Origin of the sequence: Pedobacter sp. (assembly GCF_965249885.1) — a bacterium.
Classification (GTDB): Bacteria; Bacteroidota; Bacteroidia; order Sphingobacteriales; family Sphingobacteriaceae; genus Pedobacter.
This window is the reverse complement of the sequence record NZ_OZ252254.1, coordinates 3,493,454-3,516,815: the sequence shown is the minus strand read 5'-3', so window position 1 is coordinate 3,516,815 and position 23,362 is coordinate 3,493,454. Positions and strand designations below refer to the sequence as shown.

At 36.9% G+C, this 23,362-nt stretch carries 22 protein-coding genes; 12 read left to right on the top strand and 10 right to left on the bottom strand.

Going from position 1 to position 23,362, the window contains the following annotated elements; all coding sequences use genetic code 11:
* Window positions 1-11 precede the first annotated feature (11 nt).
* The gene (locus tag ACY2A0_RS15045) at window positions 12-431 is read left to right on the top strand and encodes a lipocalin-like domain-containing protein (protein WP_461790290.1); all 420 of its coding nucleotides are present in this window, start codon (window positions 12-14) and stop codon (window positions 429-431) included.
* A 61-nt stretch (window positions 432-492) separates the two neighbouring features.
* Here the strand turns inward: ACY2A0_RS15045 and ACY2A0_RS15040 are convergent, their stop codons facing one another.
* Window positions 493-1,476, bottom strand: coding sequence for a potassium channel beta subunit family protein (locus tag ACY2A0_RS15040; protein ID WP_461790289.1), 984 nt, complete (start codon window positions 1,474-1,476; stop codon window positions 493-495).
* 123 nt (window positions 1,477-1,599) lie between these two features.
* Between ACY2A0_RS15040 and ACY2A0_RS15035 the strand changes: the two genes are divergently transcribed.
* Window positions 1,600-2,535, top strand: coding sequence for a M28 family peptidase (locus ACY2A0_RS15035; protein WP_461790288.1), 936 nt, complete (start codon window positions 1,600-1,602; stop codon window positions 2,533-2,535).
* Window positions 2,536-2,572: 37 nt separating this feature from the next.
* Here ACY2A0_RS15035 and ACY2A0_RS15030 read toward each other — a convergent pair whose 3' ends face one another.
* From ACY2A0_RS15030 to ACY2A0_RS15010, 5 genes are all read right to left on the bottom strand, one after another.
* The gene (locus ACY2A0_RS15030) at window positions 2,573-2,839 is read right to left on the bottom strand and encodes a hypothetical protein (protein ID WP_461790287.1); all 267 of its coding nucleotides are present in this window, start codon (window positions 2,837-2,839) and stop codon (window positions 2,573-2,575) included.
* Between the two features lie 143 nt (window positions 2,840-2,982).
* Window positions 2,983-4,635, bottom strand: coding sequence for a S41 family peptidase (locus ACY2A0_RS15025; RefSeq protein ID WP_461790286.1), 1,653 nt, complete (start codon window positions 4,633-4,635; stop codon window positions 2,983-2,985).
* Between the two features lie 40 nt (window positions 4,636-4,675).
* On the bottom strand, window positions 4,676-5,287 hold the full coding sequence (locus tag ACY2A0_RS15020) for a haloacid dehalogenase (protein ID WP_461790285.1): 612 nt from the start codon (window positions 5,285-5,287) through the stop codon (window positions 4,676-4,678).
* 48 nt (window positions 5,288-5,335) lie between these two features.
* Window positions 5,336-5,812, bottom strand: coding sequence for a hypothetical protein (locus tag ACY2A0_RS15015; RefSeq protein WP_461790284.1), 477 nt, complete (start codon window positions 5,810-5,812; stop codon window positions 5,336-5,338).
* Between the two features lie 87 nt (window positions 5,813-5,899).
* The gene (locus ACY2A0_RS15010) at window positions 5,900-6,550 is read right to left on the bottom strand and encodes an ABC transporter ATP-binding protein (protein WP_461790283.1); all 651 of its coding nucleotides are present in this window, start codon (window positions 6,548-6,550) and stop codon (window positions 5,900-5,902) included.
* Window positions 6,551-6,740: 190 nt separating this feature from the next.
* Here ACY2A0_RS15010 and ACY2A0_RS15005 point away from each other — a divergent pair, with 190 nt between their 5' ends.
* From ACY2A0_RS15005 to ACY2A0_RS14985, 5 genes are read left to right on the top strand one after another with little or no spacing between them, the layout of a single operon-like run.
* Window positions 6,741-7,376, top strand: coding sequence for a hypothetical protein (locus ACY2A0_RS15005; protein ID WP_461790282.1), 636 nt, complete (start codon window positions 6,741-6,743; stop codon window positions 7,374-7,376).
* 47 nt (window positions 7,377-7,423) lie between these two features.
* On the top strand, window positions 7,424-7,720 hold the full coding sequence (locus ACY2A0_RS15000; protein WP_461790281.1) for a winged helix-turn-helix domain-containing protein: 297 nt from the start codon (window positions 7,424-7,426) through the stop codon (window positions 7,718-7,720).
* 60 nt (window positions 7,721-7,780) lie between these two features.
* A complete protein-coding gene (locus ACY2A0_RS14995; RefSeq protein WP_461790280.1) occupies window positions 7,781-8,092 on the top strand; it encodes a hypothetical protein in 312 nt (103 codons plus the stop codon).
* Window positions 8,093-8,144: 52 nt separating this feature from the next.
* Window positions 8,145-8,450: a hypothetical protein gene (locus tag ACY2A0_RS14990; protein WP_461790279.1), complete on the top strand. Its 306-nt coding sequence runs from the start codon at window positions 8,145-8,147 to the stop codon at window positions 8,448-8,450.
* Window positions 8,450-10,126, top strand: coding sequence for a DUF4153 domain-containing protein (locus ACY2A0_RS14985; protein WP_461790278.1), 1,677 nt, complete (start codon window positions 8,450-8,452; stop codon window positions 10,124-10,126). Before ACY2A0_RS14990 ends, ACY2A0_RS14985 begins: the two co-directional genes overlap by 1 nt.
* A 97-nt stretch (window positions 10,127-10,223) precedes the next feature.
* On the opposite strand, the gene ACY2A0_RS14980 is transcribed toward ACY2A0_RS14985, so the two are convergent.
* Entirely contained in the window at window positions 10,224-12,386 is a 2,163-nt protein-coding gene (locus ACY2A0_RS14980) for an outer membrane beta-barrel family protein (protein ID WP_461790277.1), read from the bottom strand.
* A 113-nt stretch (window positions 12,387-12,499) separates the two neighbouring features.
* On the opposite strand from ACY2A0_RS14980, the gene ACY2A0_RS14975 reads away from it, so the two are divergent.
* Together ACY2A0_RS14975 and ACY2A0_RS14970 are read left to right on the top strand one after the other, a co-directional pair.
* Window positions 12,500-13,801, top strand: coding sequence for a sensor histidine kinase (locus ACY2A0_RS14975; protein WP_461790276.1), 1,302 nt, complete (start codon window positions 12,500-12,502; stop codon window positions 13,799-13,801).
* Window positions 13,794-14,474, top strand: a complete 681-nt coding sequence (locus ACY2A0_RS14970) for a response regulator transcription factor (protein WP_461790275.1) — start codon at window positions 13,794-13,796, stop codon at window positions 14,472-14,474. The genes ACY2A0_RS14975 and ACY2A0_RS14970 overlap by 8 nt, the downstream gene beginning before the upstream one ends.
* A 547-nt stretch (window positions 14,475-15,021) precedes the next feature.
* Here the strand turns inward: ACY2A0_RS14970 and ACY2A0_RS14965 are convergent.
* Window positions 15,022-15,930: a hypothetical protein gene (locus ACY2A0_RS14965; RefSeq protein WP_461790274.1), complete on the bottom strand. Its 909-nt coding sequence runs from the start codon at window positions 15,928-15,930 to the stop codon at window positions 15,022-15,024.
* 6 nt (window positions 15,931-15,936) lie between these two features.
* Entirely contained in the window at window positions 15,937-17,070 is a 1,134-nt protein-coding gene (locus tag ACY2A0_RS14960) for an AbiH family protein (protein ID WP_461790273.1), read from the bottom strand.
* 307 nt (window positions 17,071-17,377) lie between these two features.
* Between ACY2A0_RS14960 and ACY2A0_RS14955 the strand changes: the two genes are divergently transcribed.
* The 3 genes from ACY2A0_RS14955 (at window position 17,378) to ACY2A0_RS14945 (ending at window position 21,707) form a co-directional block, all read left to right on the top strand.
* Complete coding sequence (locus tag ACY2A0_RS14955; RefSeq protein ID WP_461790272.1) at window positions 17,378-19,285, top strand: ABC-F family ATP-binding cassette domain-containing protein; 1,908 nt, start codon at window positions 17,378-17,380, stop codon at window positions 19,283-19,285.
* Window positions 19,286-19,390: 105 nt separating this feature from the next.
* Entirely contained in the window at window positions 19,391-20,365 is a 975-nt protein-coding gene (locus ACY2A0_RS14950) for a Gfo/Idh/MocA family protein (protein ID WP_461790271.1), read from the top strand.
* Window positions 20,366-20,450: 85 nt separating this feature from the next.
* Window positions 20,451-21,707, top strand: a complete 1,257-nt coding sequence (locus ACY2A0_RS14945) for a type IX secretion system plug protein (RefSeq protein ID WP_461790270.1) — start codon at window positions 20,451-20,453, stop codon at window positions 21,705-21,707.
* 49 nt (window positions 21,708-21,756) lie between these two features.
* Here the strand turns inward: ACY2A0_RS14945 and ACY2A0_RS14940 are convergent, their stop codons facing one another.
* Window positions 21,757-23,226, bottom strand: a complete 1,470-nt coding sequence (locus ACY2A0_RS14940) for an alpha-amylase (protein ID WP_461790269.1) — start codon at window positions 23,224-23,226, stop codon at window positions 21,757-21,759.
* Window positions 23,227-23,362 lie beyond the last annotated feature (136 nt).

Below are 23,362 nucleotides of genomic sequence, written 5' to 3'. Positions count from 1 at the left end.
ACAAAAATCAAATGAAAAAAGTAGTACTAATGCTGATGTTTATGATCGGCTCGGCGGTAACATTCACATCGTGCAAAAAAGATGAAGAAAAAACGGAAAAAGAGAAAAACCTTGAGTTACTGGTGAGTGGAAAATGGTATTACCAGTCTTACAAAAATTCTGGATCTAGCAGCGCTTATACCTGCTTTACTGCAACAGACTATTGGGAGTTTAAAAGCGATGGCACGGTTAATGAAACTTGGGACTTTGGAAATGGAACTTACACCATTAGCGAAGATGGAAAAACACTAAGTATTACTACTGGCAACTACACCAACACGTTTACGATCACTTCAATCAGTAGCAGCGAGCTTAAATTGAATTTAGCAGGGTCTAAATCTAGCGCAGATTTATCAATGGCGAAGACTGCATTAAACTGTACAGCGAGATAAAATTAATTGTGTGGGGCTTGAAAAAGAGGAAGTTCGGTTACCGACTTCCTCTGCTTTTTAACTAAAATTGCGGTAATACTGGCTTAGTTTTCACAATTGCTTCAATTTTATCCATCACCTCTGATGTTAAAGCAGGTAACACGTCTAATACTTCCAAATTTTCCTGCAATTGCGGGACTTTTGATGCGCCTAATATTACAGTACTTACATTTGGATTTTTCAAACACCAAGCAATTGAAAGTTTAGCCAGTGAAACATTCAGTTCGTTAGCCAACTGCTGCAATGCATTAGCTTTCTCCATCCTATCGGCAGCCAACGTACGATCTTTAAGCCACTCTAAACCTTTCATCCCTAAACGGGTACCTTCTACTCCACTATTGGTGTATTTACCAGATAAAATACCCGAAGCTAAAGGCGACCAAATGGTGGTACCCAAACCGTGGTTATTGAATAAATGTAAAAACTCATTTTCAAGCTTTTCACGTTCAAACAAGTTGTACTGAGGTTGCTCCATGGTAGGGCCAATTAAGTGATGCTGTTTTGCAATAGCAATAGCTTCCATAATTTCAGCAGCACTCCATTCAGATGTTCCCCAGTATAAAATTTTACCCTGTTGTAGTAAGGTATTCATTGCAAAAACAGTTTCCTCAATGGGAGTGTTCTTGTCTGGACGGTGGCAAAAATATAAATCCAAATAATCAACCTGTAAGCGTTTCAGCGCAGCATTACAAGCCTCAATAATGTGTTTACGTGATAAACCGACCTGATTAGGCCCTTTTCTTTCGGCTCCAAAAAAAACCTTGCTCGACACCACAAAGGTATCTCTCTCCCATTTTTTGCTTTTGATGATATTGCCCATCACAATCTCCGATTTTCCTTCGGCATATCCTTCGGCATTGTCAAAAAAGTTAACGCCGGCATCATAAGCAACGCCCATCAGCTCGTCTGCAACTTTATCGCTAATTTGGTTACCAAAAGTTAACCAGCTACCAAATGAAAGGCTGCTTACCTGCAAGCCCGATTTTCCTAGTCTTCTATATTCCATTTTTAGAAATTTTGAAATGGCAATTTAACTAGTTATTTGCAAAGGCGAAATCGCTCATCAAGATTTTACAAAAACAAAACTTTTTTCTCAGATATTTTTAACTTTAAAGCATAAACTAAGAACATGAGACGATTACTATTTATTTTACCTTTAGCGATACAATTAGGATGTGGATCGGTAAAGGAAGCAAAAACCGCAAATACACAGTTGCTAAAGGATGTGGAGATTCTATCCTCCGATGAATATGAAGGTAGAAAATCAGGAACGAAGGGTAGTGAACTTGCAAGAGCTTACTTAGTAAAACGATTAAAGGAAATCGGTGCAGAGGCACATCCAGCGCTAGGAGCTTACGAGCAGAATTTTGAAATTAAAGGGAGAAATAGCGTTACCAAGGGAGTGAATCTAATTTCTTATGTCAAAGGAAAATCTGATGATGTGATTGTAGTTTCAGCACACTACGACCATATTGGCGTGATTAAAGAGGAAGTTTATAACGGCGCTGATGACAACGCTTCGGGAGTAGGTGCTTTATTAAGCTATGCTAAATATTTTAAAGAGCATCAACCGAACAATACCATTATTTTTGCTTTATTCGATGCGGAAGAGATGGGACTGCAAGGTGCTAAAGCATTTGTTGCAAATCCGCCAGTTGCGCTGGACAAGATCAAATTGAATATCAATATGGATATGATTAGCCACAATGATAAAAGCGAACTCTACGTGGTGGGAACTTTCAAATATCCGCAGCTGAAAAAATATATCATTACTACCAACCCAAATATCAAATTACTCTTGGGTCATGATGATCCTAAACTTGGCCACGATGACTGGACTAATCAAAGCGATCAGGGCGCCTTTAACGCCAAGAATATTCCTTTTTTATATTTTGGAGTAGAAGATCATAAAGATTATCACAAAGCTACAGATGAATTTAAAAACATTAACCAAGCTTTTTATACTGACGCGGTTGGCGTAATTCAAGAAGTGATTATCAATATTGATAAACAGCGAGACCTAACAGCTATTTTCAGAGAAAACCTCCAAATGAAAAAGCAATAGTTATAAAAAAAATCCCAGTTTCAGCTGGGATTTTTTATTAGAAGTCTATATCAACTATTGACCTGATAGGCACGTGCACATTATTCTTTAACTGCAAGTATTTCTCAGTTACCGACCAAACCGTTGTACTCACTTTTTTAATCCCATCCTTAGTGTTAAATGCAATATAGGCTTTAGATTTAAACTCGTTACCTAGGCGTTGCGCATAAGATAACTTACTTAAAATATCTTCCGAAGGCTGTAAGTCTGCAGGTAAAAAATCGTATGTATTTATTTCTTCTTTCTCAATTAAGTCCCCAATCATAAGTATTATATTTTTGTTTAAACAAGCTTAACAATTTTTTAAATGATTAACAAAATTGAAATGCAGTTTTTGAACACTATTTTGTAAAAATTTAATATCAAAAAAGGCCGCTAATGCGGCCTTAATCTTATTTTAATTTCGTTTTAATTCCTTAATCTAAAACGATTTTCAACCATCCCTTTAAATTCCTTATCTGCAAATTCTGCATTGATAACATTTGAAGAAGACACGATATTTTTGGAAGTAGTTTTAACAGAAGACGTTGACATAGTTGTTCTATCATTAGTAACTGTAACTCCTGGTGCTAAAATATCTAATGCTTTTTTTAGATAGGTATCATTCACATCGCCAAAATCAACCATTGTGTAACCAGTTAACGTTCCGGACGGATTTCTAATTTCAGTAAGCTCATATAAACTGAAATCTGGCACCATCCCTGAAAAATAGCCTCCATCTCCTGCAGAATTTTTAGTCTCGAACATAGAGAAATAGATATCATATTTATTTTCGATAGTTACAGGAAAGAAACCAATTGGTTTGCCATAGGTAGTACGACCCACCAGCTTCACGTTCATATGAGGCTTTAAGCTATTAATTACTAGCTCACTTGCTGAAGCAGTGCTACTCGAAACTAAGAATACGATATTTCGGACGCTATTGAGACTGCCTTTTTTGGAGAAATAAGAAGTATTATTTGCTTCAGAATAAGGGTTTGATCTATAATTGTAATAATTTACAATTTGATTATTGAAATATTGAACCTTACCATTTCCATCCAATAACGGTTGATTTTGTAATATTACAGCCTGATTATTTTTCATTGTGCTGTTATAATATTCAGTAAACATCGTACCTGAAGCTGTTGATGGCGCTATCAGATTAATCAAATGTTCTGCTGTACTTATATAACCGCCACCATTGTAGCGTAAATCAATTACCAAGTCGGTAACACCACTGGAAGAAAATGTTGAAAAAGCATTGGATAGTGCAGTTTCTGAATTCTCCTTATTTGAAAATCTAGCGTATGCTAAATAACCGATTTTTTTAGCACCAGCGGTAATCACCTTAGTTTTGTATATAGGGCTGCTCTTAAAAACTCCCTTAGTTACTGATTTGTTAAACGAGGTCGTTCCATCTGCTTTAATTCCTTCCAATGTAACGCTAGTGCCATTAAGTGCGTTATTTAGCGCACCAACTTCACCCGAATAATTTGTGCCAAAACTTTGTCCATTAATTTTTTTCACTAAATCTCCCCTCACAAACCCTTGCGCCTCTGCTGGTGAGTTTTGATAAACCGCCGTTACATAAATGGCATAATCATTTTCACTTCCGTAAAGGCCAAATCTGATACCCAAATCATTCCCATTACCTTCCAAATCAACTGATGAAACTGGATTGATTAAGGCAACGGGATTTTTGTTTACCTTATCGAATATATATGAATACTTTGGTGAAGTAGAAGTTGACGTCCATTCGAACGGATTCGAATATCGTGCTATAGCATTTAGCGCTGCAGTATAGCTCGCTGCATTAGACGCTGCAGAAGTATATTGTCTTGGATTGAACACATCGTAACTTGGCAGCCTATCGTTCCAATAATATATTTCCTTCGCATAAAGGAAAATGGAATCTAAGGTAAGTTGTTGCCTAGTAGCATTAGTAGGCGTTACAGGAGTAGGCGTTACAGGAGTAGGCGTAGGCGTAGGTGTTGGCGTAGGCTGAGTGTTATTTTTTTTACAAGCACTAAGTGCTAAAGTGGATGCAGCGAAAAGCATCAAAACATACTTTATCTTCATTTTCAATAATTAATAAGCACACTAATTAACGAAATATTTTTCACAATATTTCTGTTACAGAAAAACAATCCGCATTTATATTTACGTTTTTTTGCACAAATTGGTTTTCAGACAATATTAATGTTACTTCTTGAGGATCAATATCTTTCGAAACTAGGATAGCAGATATCGTTTTATCTAACGAAAAATCATATTCCGAAATAAAGTAAACCTTCAGGTTTTGCTCCAATCCGTGCCACTCCAATTGTTTAATCTTATTAATAGCTATGTTGGGATCTCCGTCGGCGAGCAAAATAATCTCTTTGCCTTCTTTAACAACCTCCTGTAACAGCGACAAAACATTTTGAAACATTAGTAGCTTTAACGGTAACCTAGCCGTTTCGTGCAATAAATCAAAATTGTGCTCATACTTGTCTTCAATACCAAATTTAACCGCCGTTTTTTTGAAAATGGCTTGCGCCCCACTGCGATCAAATTCTGTTTTCATAAAATCAAGCAACAGCTTAGCATCAAACTGCTCTGTATAGGCCATAAATTCTGAGAAAAGATAATATACTTGAAGCAGATAGTCTTTCTCTGGATAGATGGCATCGTCTAAAGTGATGATTAAAGCCTTTTTTGCTTTAAGATATTTATCGAACGACTTCATCATAGTAAGTAAAGTAAAATAAGTTATTAGGATTTAATGCAGGAAGTTCCGTTAACTAGGATCGGCAATTGTAATAGTAGCGTGCGCTAAACCATCTGGATTGACATAATACGCACCATTCAATGCTGACTGCAAATTTGGATCTAAAAGAACTTCGGTTGTGCTAAAAACCAAATCACCTTTATGAAAAATCGCCCAATTTTTAGAACTAAAACGGTCAATTTCAAAGCCATCCGTCAGCAATACATCAATATTAAACTCTTCGAACAATACTAAAGATTTGGCAACGGCGGCAACTTCAGCCTCATATAAAGGGAGTAGCATATCGACTCCATAATCCAAGCATTTTGTTAATAAATTGTGCGCTAAAACATCTTTATTCCAAACACCCAATTCGGCAAATGTATAAGTGTTTGTAGTGATACGAGGCAAATCTCCGTAGTCTCCTAAAAGGATTTCGAACTGATTAAATGCTTTGGTGATTTTTAAAGCAGTTGCTGTTTTTGCGCCAGTTATTAATATTTTCAAGTTATTTATGACTAATCAATGAATTGTGCGTTCGGTAAAAAAGCCAAAGTGATTTCCTTAAGCAAAACAATCCATCAGTTTAAACGATTAAACAATTAAACCATCTTTCATGGTTACTACCCTATCGCTAATTTGGGCTAAGTCAGCGTTATGCGTCACTATCACAAAAGTTTGCTTAAAATTATCACGCAGGTTAATGAACAACTGGTGTAATGCATCAGCATTGGTCGAGTCAAGATTACCCGAGGGTTCATCGGCCAACACAATTGCTGGATTGTTGACTAAGGCCCTAGCTACCGAAATACGTTGTTGTTCGCCACCAGAAAGTTCGTTAGGTTTATGCAGCGCTCTTTCTTTTAAGCCAAATAAATCTAGTAGTTCGTAGGCTCTCATTTCTGCTTCTTTTTTACTTTTTTTTGCAATAAAAGCTGGAATGCAGATATTTTCCAGGGCATTAAACTCAGGCAATAAATGATGGAATTGAAATACAAACCCAATATTTGAATTTCTGAAAACGCTCAATGCTTCTCCAGAAAGCCTACTCACATCCGTATTTTTTAAGCTTACAAAACCCTGATCTGGACGATCCAAAGTACCTAAAATATGTAAAAGCGTACTTTTACCGGCACCCGAAGCGCCAATGATACTTACAATTTCCCCTTCAGCAACCTCGAAATCCACGCCTTTTAATATTGAAAGACTCCCGTATGCTTTTTTAATCCCTTTGGCTTGTAACATGCAGCAAATGTAGGTTAAATTGTTTAATTGATGAAAGCTTGCTCACCCATAACTTCAAGAGACAGTCCGTTGGATTAAATGTGATATCACCACGAACTTAGATCGGTCATCAATATCAAAAAATTTTCGATAAAAATTTGCAAATCAAAATTTGATTAATAACTTTGAAACACAAAGCACTTTTAAAAAAATGAATCAGCAAGAACAATTAGATACGTTAAATGATATAAGAAATATCATGAACCGCTCATCAAAATTCATTTCTTTGAGTGGGTTATCAGGTATTTTTGCCGGATTAACGGCTTTAGTTGGTGCTTATTTCGCCTACGAAGCACTCAAAACTTATAAGGCAAGTGGTTACGGCTACGGTGTTGATGCCGATTTAAGTATAGAATTTAAATTGTTGAAAATTGCTGTTTTGGTACTTTTTACTGCGCTGGCAGGTGGCGCCTTTTTTACGTATAGGCAAAGCCGAAAAAAGAACTTGCCTATTTGGGACAGTACCGCTAAAAATCTGATCGTTAATTTAGCCATTCCTTTGATAAGCGGCGGAATGTTTGTTATCGCTTTGCTTTTAAATCATAACAATGCGATAGGCTTAATTGCTCCAAGTACGTTGATATTTTACGGATTGGCATTGATTAACGCCAGCAAATACACCTATTCTGATATTAGATTTTTAGGTATCTGTGAAATTATTTTAGGGCTTATCGCCATGTTCAACGTTGGTTTGGGCTTATACTTTTGGGCTATTGGTTTTGGCGTGCTGCACATATTTTACGGTTGCATCATGTATTTTAAATATGAGAAGGGCACAGGAAATTAACGTAGTATAATGTTCAATTTCTTTCAGTTTAAAACGTAGATATACACATGAAAAATCCAATACAGGCACTTAATAAGATTTTCGACAGCAGGATAAGGCTGGGCGTAATGTCGGTGCTTATTGTGAACGACAGTGTAAGTTTCAACGATTTGAAGCAGCTATTAGAACTTACCGATGGTAACCTTGCCTCCCATTTGAACACCTTAGAACAAGCCGAATACATTAAAATGCACAAAGCTTTTGTTGGAAGAAAAACCAACACCACCTACACCATTACCGAACTTGGCAAGCAAGCTTTTAAAGGCCATTTAGATGCGTTAGAAAAGATGATCAAAGGCATTTAATTTTTTTTGAACATTAACTTTGAAAAACAAAGTACTTTATATTAATTTTAAATAAACAACATGAAAACAATGAACACTTTAAAAACAACCAGTAAACAACGCCTAACCATTACTTTTGGAATTATTGCCTTCATTTTATTAATCCCCGCCGTAGCGATGCAGTTTACCAAGGAAGTGAACTGGAACCTCTTCGATTTTATTGTAATGGGTACGCTGCTTAGCCTCACCGGGTTTGCCATTGAACTGGTAGCGAGTAAGGTAACATCAACCAAGTGGCGATTAATCATAACTGGTGTAATTGTGTTGCTCCTATTGCTCACGTGGGCTGAACTTGCGGTTGGTTTATTCGGGACACCATTTGCTGGTAGTTAACGGCTACCTTTTTTTAATATTTAACTTTGAAATTCAAAGCGCTTTTAAAACCATGTTAATTACATCAATAGCTAAAAAGTCGGCAAGGCTGTCATTGGTAATTGGAACCATTTTGTTTTTAGTAGCCAAACTTAGCAACGCATCTGATTTGATAATGATTATTGGTTTGTTCTACGTCATAATAGCATTTATCGTCAATAGCATTATCCTTTTCATTTTATTTCTACATCTAACTATCGCTTCGCCCCATCATCGCCCTGCGCTCATCAAAGCGGCGCTATTACTGCTCTTCAACATTCCTGTAGCCATCTTGTATGCTTGGGTCTTACTAGCTCTAAATCATAAACTTCCCTTATAATGAAACAAAAAATAGATTTTCAATTTTATACCATGCTTGCTGGAGGTTTCATATTTCAGCTGTTATTTTGGAACGAACTCTTTGGGGTGAACTTGCTGTTGTATTCAATTTTTGTACTGTTAGTTACCTTTACAAACAAGCAGTTGCCAGTAAGTAAAGGTCAAGTTTTAGCAGCGACAAGCCACTTAGCCATTGCTTGCTATGTTATTTACAACAACTCAAATTTAGCGATAGTTACTTGGGTGTTGACGTTACTAGTTTTTGTTGGTCAAACGCACTTTCCTTTAATTAAATCAGTAGTTACCTCAACTGTCCTTGGCGTTCTTCAATTGATTAGCGGCCCATACGGAATTATAACGAAATTACAGACCACCAAATTAGGCAAAATCAACTTCAGGCCATTTACTAGGCTACTTAAGTTCGTAATTGTTCCAATGTTGCTTGTGGTCATATTTTGTTCATTGTATGCAAATGCCAATGCCATTTTTGCGAAATACGTTTTTGCAATTACACATCAAATCAACGCTTTATTTAGCAACATCTTTAATTTTCTGTTTGTGGACATCAGCTTTGCTAAATGCTTTATGATTTTGATTGGCATTTTAATTACTGCGGCGCTGTTGATTAGTTTACGACATAAAGAGCTTGCTGAAATTGAAGTTACCGCAACAGACGACCTGATAAGAAAAAGACGAAACCGACAATTATCAGAATTCTTACAGGATTTTAGGACATTGCTAGCTGGGAATCAGACAAATAAATTACTGGGGCTCAAAACTGAAAATATTATAGGAATCGTATCTCTAGTGGCGCTTAATTTGTTATTGCTACTTCTAAACAGCATCGATTTTGTTAACCTATGGCTAACAGACCGAACTATTATCATTAGAGATTTTTCGGCGGAGCTTCACGATGGAACTAACGTACTTATATTCAGTATCGTTATGGCGATGATCATTATCGTCTATTTCTTTAGTGGTAACTTAAATTTTTACAATCGCAATAAATGGATCAAATTACTAGCTTTCATATGGATAGCACAAAATGTGTTTTTGGTAGCATCAGTTTTGCATAGAGATTACGATTACATTTTTTATCATGGCTTAACCTATAAACGGATCGGCGTAGTAGTATTTGCGTTATTGTGCTTGGTAGGTTTGAGTACTGTTTATATCAAAGTAGCCAAGCATAAAACGGTTTTCTATTTATATCGTGTTAATGCTAAAGTTTGGTATGCGTTACTTTTACTCTGTAGTTTCGTGAACTGGGATACTTTAATTGTGAATTACAATTTCTCAAAGGCAGAGAAAATAGGTATTGATGTTGACCACCTGATGAGTTTCTCCGATAAAACACTTCCAATTTTACAAGAAAAAAGAGCGGTTTTAATTGATGAAGTGGTCAAACGCACACAAAAAGATGATTACAGGACAATGCTACCTACCGTAGAAACAGCAAGAACCTCTTTAAATGCAGATACATCAGCAGTTCCAATTGAATTAAGCGATAACGATTTAAATAATTTGGCTATTAAACGAGATAAAGATGAATTTAACCAACGACTTGACGGGAGGATACGAAGCTTTTTGCAAGATCAGAAAAATAGAACTTGGTTGTCATTCAGCTATTTAAATTTCAAAACTAAAGATGACTTACTATGCAGGCAACAGCGCTAAGCGAGTTCGATAAAAGTTTAAAGCATAGCTTGCCTAATCACTGCCATAGTTAGCAAACGTCTAATTCTAATATCGAACTCTATAACCCAGTACCGCCCTACATCCTACCTTGCTCCGTAGTTTTAGCCCTAGCTTTGGCATCCTTTACTTTTTGGTTGCCAAAGTTATATTTCAAGTTGATCATGAAATACTGCGTATCTCGATAATCGGTAAAGTACTGATTTTGGTTAGCGTACCTTGCTGAAACTATGCTGTTATCGGTTTTAAAAATATCATTTACTACTAAACCTATTTCGAACTGTTTGGCAAATAGCTTTTTGTTAAGTACGATATTAGTGTTTTGGGAAGAAGTGATGTTAAAAGATCCTTGGATAGATTTAGAATTATAGACATAGGACAAATTCAAATCCCAAGTTTTGGCTTTATCTAAAGTTATTTGACTGGAGATATTGCCGTAGTAAAAGAAATTTTTGTTTTTGTATAAGTTTTGGTCAACGCCTATGAAATAATCATCATTATACTCGCCCATGGCGTATAAATTTAATTTCCAATTTTTACTCACTGACACACCTTTTGAAAAATTAGCACCCCAGTTATTACTTTTTTCGATGTTGGTATAGTTATAAACCGTTTCGAAAGTGGCAGGATTTTGCACTGAAATTTCCATTGACGGATTTACCCTATGGCTGTAATAAACTTCAAAATTCCAATCCTTAAGTGTGTAGGTTAAGCTCAGGTTGTGGATGATGGTAGCTTTTAAATTGGCATCGCCCTGAAAATAAGAGTAAAAGTTATAATATGATTTTGACGGATTTAAAAAATCGTAATTTGGTCTGGCAATCCGTTTGCCGTAAGAAAAACCTAATTGCTGATCTTTGGTAACGTTGTACATCAAATAAAAGGTGGGAAATAGATTGGTGCTGTTGGTTTTATTCTCCACAAAAGGCTGATTGGAGATGGTGCGAATCAAGGTAGTTTCGGAGCGCAGACCCATTTTTGCTTCCCATTTATCCCATTGATAGTTAGCGGAAAGATAGGCTGCAAAAATTTGCTCACGGTATTTAAATAAATTACTTCTGTTTGGATCAAACATTAAATTTTGCTGATTGCCATCGAAAAAGCTCAAATCATTCTGATTACTTACAAAACTGTATTTGGCCCCGCTTTCGAAAGTGAGTTTATCTTTACTAAACCGATAATCAAGTTGTGAGGCGTAAAGTTTAATTTGCTGTAAACTATTGCTAGCAAAGCGATCATAACGTTCTGGTTCGTTGATGAATCTAAAATAAGTTCCCACTTCTTGATTTTCACGGTGGTGGTTACTGCTAAAGTTGTTGGACCAGGTGAGGTTGTTAGCTCCGAATTTTTTATCGTAAGCAAAGTAAGCATTAAAGCCGCCGTAACGTTGTTTTCGGTAGTTTGACGTAAGATAGTTGGACTGTACTTGATTACTAATTGTACTGTAGATGTTTGTTGGAACTAAGTAATTACCTAAAGAAGAAGGGTTAAAGTTACCGTCAAAACCAAATTGTATATTTTGTAGTGAATCAATATTGTACTGCGAGGCGAAGTTGTAAGCGTGTTGTACTGGTGCTTCGGTTTTACGCACCATATCACTTTCCCAACGGGTTTGACTTTCATCAAAAGTAACCACATCATAGTTTTTCCTCACATATTTACCCGATACAAAGTTATAGTCGCAACTAATTTGCCATTTCTCTGTATTGAGGGATTGCATTAACCCTACCCTACCTTTAGCGTAAATAGATTGGTGGTAGCGACCAGACAAACGTCCTTTGTAACCCGCCAATTTATTTTGCTTCATCTTGATGTTGATTACAGCGCCTCCTTGAGCTTCGTATTTAGCTGGTGGATTGGTAATTACTTCCACCGACTGGATGCTACTTCCCTCGGTATTTTCTAGCAATTGTTTGAGCTGCTCTTGGCTCATCATCACTTTTTTATCGTTAATAGTTACCAAAATTTGGGTATTGCCACGCACCGAAAGCTCATCATTTTTAACCACCACACTTGGTGTATTTTTAAGGATATCCCAACCGTTGAGATTTTGTAATGGAGTTTGGTCGATATTGAATTCCAAGCGATCAGCCTTACGCTTTAACATTGGCTTCTTATAATTCACGTTAACTGCGTTAAGTACAATGGCACTGTCCTTTTTTGACTTGCTCAAGGTGTCTATTGGGTTTTGTGCCGAAGCAAAAAATGGCACTACAAATAGTAAAAAGATATATTTCTTCATAATTCAATTATCCTGCTGCAAAACTGTTTCTAAAACTTGGCAAGCTTGGTTAATGAAAAGTTAATGAAGCGTTAATGCTGTGACGATTTGAATTGACTTTGTATTTTTGGATAATGAATAAAGGAATCGGTACCACTTTACTTTTTCTGAGCTGTTTTTTAGTGCTTATTGCATTACAAAGCTATTATGTGTACAACTCCTATCTCCTCGAAGAAAAAGAGCTAAACAAGCAAGTAAAAATCATTGCAGACGATGTAGTAAAGCAACTGGAAAAATACGAAACAGATGCTAGCGAAGACTCCCTGATTTTAAGCCTGAAAAAACTTTCTTCTAACCAACTATTTATGAACCAAAAGCTTGATGAGCGAAAACAATGGTTCACTTTTAAAAATTTCTATGAGAAGGAAGTAGATTCTATTTTAGATAAAAAAACAGCGAGTACCAATTTTAAAATCGCTTTGCGTAGCGAAATTTATTCCGTTTACGATGAGAACCGAAAGCTTGAATTACTTTCAAAAAAGCATCCTTTAATTTTGTTCAAAACAAAAGCCCCAGTAAGCGCCGGCTTTGTATTTAGTGAAGGCAAATGGAATTCTAATTTTACAGAACGAGATACCGAGCTAAAGGTTGATGCGCACTATCATTACATTATCAGATCAAGGATTTCAGTAGAGTTGATTAACCTCAGTGCCTTAGTTTTTAAAAAAATACTGCCGTTGTCGTTAGTAAGCTTGGCAATCATCGCTTTGCTTACCTATTTGTTTTGGCGCACTACTAAAAATTTAAAACTACAGCAATCCAAATTAGCGCAGCTTTATACATCTATTGATTCCATTTCGCATGAGTTAAGCACGCCAATTGCTACGCTAAAGTTCAGTTTGGCAGGAATGCCCGCTAGCGATAACAAGCAGTTATTCGAACGTCAAATTCAACGATTGGAAAAGGTAGCATCTGCTGTTAGAAATCCTGAGGTGGATAGCGAATTAATTGATGAAGCTGCGATTAAAGCCTACATTGATCAGACTTTAAAAAGATTTAGCGGTGTGAGTATTGATTTTGATTTTGCATTTAAAGCAAATACGCAACTATCGAAACACGATTTTGAACAGTTACTGAATAATTTAATTGAGAACGCCGTAAAATATAGAGCGAACCATATTGAGGTGAAACTAGATTTTTCTAGCCAGATCAACATTGAAGTGGCCGATAATGGAATTGGCATCCCGAAAGATGCGCAAGCTTATATATTTGATAAGTATTATCGCGTTAGCAGACCAGAAAACCTACAAATTACTGGGTTAGGCTTGGGATTGCACATCGTTAAACAAACGATAGATAAATATTTAGGTAGCATTGATGTAAGCACAAACGCTACAAATGGTGTAACTTTTAACATTAGTTTGCCTCATGCCTAGCCGTATTTTACTAGTGGAAGATGACCTTGATTTGGGTTTAGTGATTAAGCAATATCTTGAAGTATCAGGTTTTGAGGTAATGTGGTTCAGCAACCCATTGGAAGTTGTAGAAAGCCTGGATAGTTTAGCTAAGTTAGACTTGGCAATTATTGATGTGATGATGCCACAAATGGACGGATTTGAACTTTCAAAAATCATCAAAAACAAGGCGCCAATTCCTTTCCTATTTTTAACGGCAAAAGCCCAAAGTATTGATAAAATTTTGGGATTGAAGCTTGGTGCGGAAGACTACGTTACCAAACCTTGTGAGCCGGAAGAACTGCTGCTTCGAGTGAAGAACATCCTTCGTAGAAACCAACAGGAAGCCGCCGCAGCCGTAATACCTATTGGCAACTATTTCTTTATACCAGCCCAATATCAACTGACTTTTGATGAGCAAACCTACACCATTACCGAAAAGGAAACCGAATTACTGCTTTTAATTACGCAAAACAATCATAAAGTACTGAGCAGGAAGGAAATTCTAGAAAAGTTATGGGGCGAAAATGATTATTTCTTGGGTAGAAGTTTAGATGTTTTTATGACCAGATTACGCAAGTATTTTAAGGAGGATGACAGGATCAAGTTTGACTCAGTACGTGGTATTGGTTTTAAAGTGGAATTTCCGGAATAATGGCATAAGCTGACGACGTTTTGAGAACTTTGTAAGTATGGCTAGCGGTTTTGTGTATAGACTTAAGTTCAATAAACCCGATTAAAGTGGAGATACTTTTTGTTACTGCTGTCATGCTGAGCATAGGAATTAAACTTACGAAGTTTTCGAAACTTCGTAAGTTTGGTGAGTCACAAAAGAACGAAACAAAAAGATTGCAACGGAAAGCGGGACTGGCGTTTCATAAGCACAACTGATGCTTCATCTGAAGTTGTTGTCAATCGCATATTTCCAGCAATGGCAACATATTCATCTGCATAAGTCACAACAAGACACTCTCTAATTTTCGAGCATTTCTGGATGATCTTTGATCGACCGTACCTGTTTTTAGCGACGATGGTCATTGATTAATCATGGATTGGTTGGAATGCCAGCAATCTGACCAGTGTTCGGCTAAATCTTAACGATAGGGATATTTTGCGAAATGATTTCCATTTACGCAAATTTAAGTAGATAGGAGGTCGTTTCGACCTTTTACTTATTGACAGGAATTTTGAACACTGGCTAATTACAGACGTTTTAAACTAACAGCTTTGTTTTCGTCAGATGTCACTGAGGTAAGAGAATTCATATCGTCCGAAACTTTAAAAATATATAATTCTTCAATTTCTACGGTTTGATATAATTTATTGGCGTCGCCTGCCTGCAATTGTGACGTAATTAAAGCACCTGTTGAATCTATAGATTTCTCCACTAGCGTTTTTATACGTAATTGGAAAGCTATGAGACGTTGCTCAGGATCGGCTAAAAAGGATAGGATTGAACCCGGATCCTTTTGATCAAAAATTATTTCCCGTTCCTCAATTAACCAAAACTCTGATATTTTTTTACTCGTTTTATCAATAACACCCCAACTTCCCAAATAATAGATCATTTGTCCGAATCTCACTTTGCTGTCAATCTTTTCGTGCAAGTCGATGGTCGATTGCTTGAGATTGAGGCTGTTTACCTTCTCGTCATTTAGTTGTTTCCTCAATTTTTCTTGATCTGACAAAACCTTCTGTTGATCATTTATTAGACCAGAAAGCTTCTTCTGTGAAGCCTCTTGGGCTTCTTTCATTGTAATGTAGTTTTCTAGAGAAACAGATGCAATGCCGGTGCTTTTTAAAATGGCAGAATCACTTTTTGCAGTTTGGGTAGCAATGTGCCACTTTATTAATCGTCTTATAAATGGATATCCAAAAGTATATCCTACTGCGCACAAAAAGGGAAACATAAAAAATGAAAAGAAGTTCTGGTGTTTAATGATCAGTTCATATATGAATGTAAACCGGTCTTTTACATTTTCATCGTTGGTAAAAAAAATAGCGAGTAGAATTGGCCAGTTGATCAGACACCAGCTGATTATAAAACTTCCAAAGAAAGGTGAAGTAGCACGTTCTTTAAGCTCTTTAAAAAAATCTTTAAATTCGTTCATGATTGACTATTTAGTTTTTAAACAAGGTTGCGGCATGAAGTTTTTTTCATCAAAATCTACAATCACACGTCTCATATAACCTTTATCGGTAAAATGTCTTCCAAGTTCAATAGTTTTTTCGTGGTAATCGTTTGAACCGTCTGGTCTTTTGTAATGAAAAATCTTTATTGCCTTACAATTTTTATTTTCGAAAATAGACCTGAGCATTGTTCTGTCAGTCAATCCACATGAATGGCCAAGAATATATACTTGAAATAGGTCGCTGCTAACAAATCTCAATAGGTCTTTATTGTTCGGCGTCAAAAAGTACCTGAAGGACTTCACATGCTCAAATAAACAGTTTTCATTGTACTCTTCGAATTCTAAGTATGTTTTATCAAATTCGTCCCCGAAGCCAAATATAGGTTCGTTTTCGACTGAATCCAGTTTTCCATGTATGTAGTTAAGTGTCGTGTTGCCCTGAACGTCGTTTGTTTCATCTAAGTAATGTTCCAATGTTGATGTGTAGTTGAAGTTGACAATCATCGTTTGGATTGGTCTCGGCTTTCTTGCGACGTAATCATTATAGGTCAAAATGGAGTCTTTCCTCATTTCTTCTGGATTGAATGTTGTAGATATGTCATTCCATAAGATGCGTTCGTTGAAGATGTTAAGTAGCCCTGGATCAGGGATTATCTTTTCAATGCTGCTGTTATATATCTTTAAGAAGTCTACCAGCTCTTTTTTGATGTGTTTAAGTTGTTCGTTAATTTCAAGTACATTTTTCACATCAACTATATTGTTTTTTATAGCATTTGAAAGTACTTTAAAATAATCCATCTCAATATCTACCCAGTTTTTCGATAATAGATTTAACCTAGTAAATTGCAATAATGGTGATATAACGACTTTATAATCACTTTTATAGTCTTTGATAAACTCGCCCAGATAAGTATTATAGTCTGAAGTGCTTTCCCTTGGAAAAGAAACCACATAGGGGTGTTTTGATTGAATACTTACAAGTGGATCAGAATAACGGTAGTGTTGTTCCCGAAACCTTTCAAACACGGATTTTAAATAATGATTGATAAAATCTTTGTAACTCGTTTTTAGGCCATGTGCTAGGTCAAATCCGTTTCCGACCAAGATAATTCTATTCATCTAAGAGCTGTTTGGAATTCAATTGTAGATAAATGATTTGTATATTACAAGTTTTATGATGAATTTAAACTTCTATACTAATCAGGCTTCAAATGATTAGCTATCTCGCTTGTCTATCAATGACTTCTCAAATAAAATTCCTTTTTTCATTAATAGTTGTATCAGGTTTGATAGCTGGTATCGTAAACTATTTTATGATAGCAGTAAAAAACTGATTATCCAGTAGGAAGATGGCCAACATGCTGTCCAACCTCAATCGTAAATCTAAAATCGTATATCGTAAATCAATTGCTATCTTTGCGGCATAATGATTTCTATAAATAACCTTAGTTTTTTGATTGGCTCGAGGGCCTTGTACGACGAAGCCGATTGGCACATTAAGCCTGGCGATAAAGTGGGATTGATTGGTGCCAATGGAGCGGGAAAATCTACATTATTGCGATTAATTGTTGGTGAATACACACCAAATTCGGGTAGTATCTCGATGGCTAAGGATCTTCGTTTGGGCTACTTGAACCAGGATTTATTGTCTTACGATAGCCACAATCCTATTTTGCAGGTGGCCATGGAAGCTTTTGATCGTCAGAACAAACTCCACAAGGAAATTGAAGAGCTGCTTAAGGTAATAGAAACAGACTACAGTGAAGAAACGCTGAATAAATTGGCCGAAAAGCAACATGAATTTGATGCTTTAGACGGTTATAACATTGAGTACAGAGCAAATGAGGTACTGGCTGGTTTAGGTTTTAGTGCCGAAGACCAATTGAGGCCACTAAACACTTTCTCGGGTGGATGGCGCATGCGTGTGATGCTGGCTAAAATTCTTTTGCAAGATCCTGATATTTTATTGCTAGATGAGCCAACCAACCACATGGACTTACCTTCAATTAAGTGGTTAGAAAACTATTTGGCTGGATTTGAAGGCGCTATTGTAATCGTGTCACACGATAAATACTTTTTAGATAAAATCACCAATAAAATTGTAGAAAGCCGTAAAGGAAAACTTACGCTTTACGCTGGAAATTATACATTTTACCTAGAAGAAAAGGAACTTAGATCCGAAATACAACGCGGAGAGTTTAAAAATCAGCAGGCTAAAATTAAGCAGGAAGAGCGTTTAATTGAGCGTTTTAAAGCTAAAGCCAGCAAAGCGAAAATGGCGCAAAGCCGCATCAAAGCGCTGGACAGATTGGAACGTGTAGAAGATGTAGATGATGACAACCCAACGGTAAATTTCAGCTTTAAGTTTTCTAAACCTTCGGGAAGGCATGTGGTACGTTTAGAACATGTAACTAAAAACTATCCTAACGTTAAGATTTTAAAAGATGCCGAGGCAGTAATTGAAAAAGGCGATAAAATTGCTTTAATTGGAGCCAATGGTAAAGGAAAATCTACCTTGCTGCGTATCATTGCCGGAACTGAAAACTACGAAGGCACTTGCGAAACGGGACATAATGTGACAGCTACTTTCTTTGCTCAGCACCAATTGGAGTCGTTACATTTAGACAATACCATTTTAGAAGAGCTTCAAGCTTTTGCACCAAAGCACACAGATACGGAATTACGTGGAATTTTAGGTTGCTTCCTATTTACTGGCGATGACGTGTTTAAGAAAATTAAGGTGCTTTCTGGAGGAGAAAAATCGAGGGTGGCATTAGCAAAATCACTTACCGCCGATAGCAATTTCCTGATTTTAGATGAGCCTACCAACCACTTGGATATCCAGTCGGTGAATATTTTGATACAAGCACTGCAACAATACGAAGGTACATTCATTACCGTATCACACGATAGGTACTTTTTGGATAACGTTGCCAACAAAATTTGGTTTATTGAGGAAGAAAAAATCAAGGAATATCCTGGAACGTATGCTGAGTTTGAAGAGTGGGATTCTAAACGGGTAAAACCAGTGCCAAAGGCCATACCAGTAAAACAAGAGGAAAAAAAACCAGTAGTTAAAGATCCTGCACCCGCCAACGTACAACAGCAGTTAAAAAAGCTGAACGATAGATTGAAACGAATTGAGGAGGAAATAGGCATTTTTGAAACTAGCGTTAAGCAATGCGAAGCGGAATTGGCTAAAGAAGAAATTTACAGCGATCCTAAAAAATTAGAAGCTGCCAATAAAAAATATGTGGCTGAAAAAGCATTGTTGGATTCGGCCCAAAATACTTGGGAAGAATTAGCTGCAGAAATTATGGAGTTGGAAGGGTAAGCGTTTTAGTCATTACCAATAGCTCCACCAGAAATCAGTCTTCCAAGGTGATAAACTTTGATATTGCTTCGCAGCGCAGATAACATTTACGGAAAAGCAAAAAACATGAACGAAATTAAATGGGGCATTATTGGTTGCGGCGATGTTACGGAAGTAAAAAGCGGACCTGCATTCAATAAAATTGCAAATTCTAAGCTAGTGGCGGTAATGCGCAGGGATGCCGCAAAGGCGGAAGACTACGCAAAACGACACGGCGTTCCAAAATGGTATAGCAATGCCGCAGACCTGATCAATGATCCTGAAGTAAATGCCGTTTACATTGCCACTCCGCCATTACAGCATGAGGAATATACCATTGCTGCGCTGAGTGCAGGAAAACCTGTTTACGTAGAAAAACCGATGGCATTGGATGGCGCCGCAGCATTGCGAATGGCTGAAGCCGCAAAAAATACGGGCGTAAAATTGGTGGTAGCACATTACCGTAGAGCGCAACCTTTATTTCTAAAAATCAAATCTTTACTAGAAGAGAAAGCTATTGGCGATGTACGTTTTGTAACACTAAAAATGTTGCAGCCCGCGGCGAACAACGTAATTGCTAATTCGGAGGAAAACTGGCGCATCAACCCAGCTATTTCTGGAGGTGGTTTATTTCATGATTTAGCACCGCACCAACTGGATTTGATGCTGTATTATTTTGGAAAAGCATTGAAATTTAACGGAATTGCTAGCAGAAACGACTATTGTTCTCCGGTTGACGATTTAGTATCCGGACAGATTCTTTTTGAAAACGGCATTATATTCAGCGGAACCTGGTGTTTTTCTGTACCTAAAGATGAAACAGCAGATTTGTGCGAAATTATAGGCTCAAAAGGAAAAATAAGCTTCTCAGTATTTGGTCAAAGCATTAAATTGGATGTTGATGGCTTAACAGAAACAATTGACTTTGAACCGTTACAACATGTGGAGCAGCCAATGATTGAAAAAGTGGTGGCCTATTTTAGAAACGAAGACATCAACCCTTGTTCGGCTGAAGTTGCTTTGGAAACGATGAGAATCATGGATAGCTTTACTGCTTCATAATTAACCTTTCACGATTACGTTAATTTCAAGTCAACAATTTGAACTGCCAAACGGTGTGTTGTTAATATTTTGATATATTTAAAACATGATAAAATATATTTCGCTATTGCTGTTTTTTACTTTGAGCATCAACTATCTTCATGCTCAAGAAGATTATCAAAACAAAACATATCGATCTTTCATTAAAACGGTGGAATGTTACAATAGCAGTAAAGAACAATCCCTCCCCGTTATCAACTTAAAAAGTAGCGAAACAATCACCTTTGGATTTGATGATTTACGTGGTGGGCAACATAACTATGGTTACACGATAGAACATTGCACTTGGGATTGGAAATCTTCGAGATTGAATATTTTGGACTACCTCGAAGGCGTGCAACAGGATATTATTTTCAACTATAAGTATTCTTTCAACACCTTAGTGAAGTTTACACATTATCAACTCAACTTCCCTAACGATCAGATGAAAGTAAGAATTGGCGGAAATTATATTCTGAAAGTTTATGAAGACAACAACCCTGAAAAGATCGTAATCACACAGCGTTTTTACGTATTAAACAATTCGATAAATATTGGTGCAGAAGTTGTTCCAGCTACCGAAGTTGCTGATAGAAACTCCAAACAGAAAGTAAACTTTACGTTATTTAATCAAACACCAATCAATAATCCTTTCCAAGAAGTAAAAGCGGTTGTGATGCAGAATTTCATTCCACAAACGGCAATAGTAAACACAAAACCATCATTCGTAAAGCCTGGCGCACTGGTGTATAATGACATCAATACCAACCATTTTTGGGGAGGATATGAATTTAGAAAATTCGATACCAGAAGTTTCAGGTACAAAGCGGAACACGTAGCGGATATTTATAGAGACAGTACCCAAAACGTAATTTTGTCTATAGATTTACCGAATACCAACAGCAGATACAGCAACCAATTTGACGAAAACGGAAATTTCTTCATCAGAAATAACGATGGTAGAGATAATGTAACCGACAGCGATTACGCCTATATTCTATTCACATTGGCAGCTCCACCGCCCACACCAAAAGGCAATGTTTATGTTTTTGGCAGATTTAACAATTATGCTTTAACCGAAGACAACAAATTAACTTTCGAATCATCTAGAAGAAGATTTTACGGCAATATTAAACTTAAACAAGGTTTATATGATTTTAAATATGTTTGGGTTGATGAGAATGGAAAGCTGAACGAAACAGTGTTTGAGAATTCGTATTTCGAAACAGAAAATAGTTATCAGGTTTTTGCTTACCATAGAAGACCAGGCTCTAGATATGATGAACTGGTAGGGTTTAGCAATATCAGCAGTATAAAAAGATAGCTACATTTATCAGGCTTACGAAGTTTCGAAACTTCGTAAGCCTGTCAGATTATTTCAATACCCAAACGCTTACACTACCGGCAGCGCAATAAAAATCCGCAAAACCATCTGCTCCTATTTCTACTTTTTCAGTACGTTTTTGCAAGGCATCAATAAAAATTTGCCCAGCAAAATGTTCACCTACTTCCATACGTTTAAAGCCTTCATCTCCATTACTAACTACAACAGCCAAACCCGAATTTTCGTGTTCAATATCTCCTTCCCTAGTCCAACCAGCGCAATTCGGATGATCAAAGTAATCTCGCTGCAAGCCATAAGCTTTCTCTTTTCTTAGCTTAAGCAACTCGGGTAATTCTTCAACATGGTTCAATTCAATCGGCTGTCCATCTTCTTCGTATTTGGCGCCATAAACATCGGGGTAAAAAACACAAGGAATGCCCTGCTCACGAAGCAAAATGATACTGTAAGCAATTGGCCTAAACCAATAATCAACGTAAGATTCTAATGCCTGCAAAGGTTGTGTATCGTGATTATCCACTAAAGTTACCGCCAAATTTGGACTCAACTGCACCAAAGTGTTGTCAAAAATGGTCTGCAGATCAAAATCATTACCCTGCTTTGAAGCTTCGTGGAAATTTAAATGGAGTAACGAATCAAAAAGTTGCATTCTTCCCTCTGTTCTATCGATATAACTATGCAATTCAGCGGCACTATTTATTTCCCAGTTTTCACCTACAATGAATAAATCGGCGCCAGCGTTGCTCTGCATAAAATCTATCCATTCATTGAAAAAATGGTGAGAAATGTGTTTTACCGCATCTAACCTAAAACCGGCTAAACCACAAGTTTCATGCATCCACTTACCCCAATACTTCAATTCTTCTCTTACAGCAGGATTTCTGAAGTCGATATCAGCATACATTAGATAGTCGTAATTGCCATGTTCTTCTGAAACTACCTTTTCCCATTTATCGCCGTACTGGTTTTGTATAGAAAATATGGCATCTTCCTGGATATCTTCTGCCCAATCTACCCCACTAAAACATTGGTGATCCCAAACGAAGCTTGAGTAGGTATCTCCCCTGCCTGGAAACGAAAATTTAGTCCATGCTTCGATTTCAAACTCGTCGGATATGAACTCGTTCCTATTTTCGGGATCTACTTTGCGTACCTTCACTTTTTCCAGTTCATCTGCACCAGCCTTATGGTTAAACACTACATCGGCCAAGGTACCTACACCATTTTCACGCAAGGCATTAACCGCTTCTAAAAATTCAGCTTTGCTGCCATACTTGGTAGGTACTGATCCTTTTTGATCAAACTCTCCCAAATCGAACAAATCATAGGCATCGTAACCAACTGAATATCCTCCCCCACTTGCCTTATACGCTGGTGGAAGCCATGCTTTAGTGAAGCCCAACTGTCCTAAGTTAGCCGCTTCATTTTTAACTTTAACCCAAAGTGTTTGCTCATCGTTATAATACCAGTGGAAGTATTGGATGAGTGTTTGATTTTGCATATAGATGATTTTACGTTTGCAACAACAAAGGCAACACTAATGTTTTACGATGGTCAAAAAAATGAAACTAAAATCACCGAGCCTTGTTTCAATAGCGCAAGCAAATGGCAATACAAATAGGTAATTTAGCCCGCCA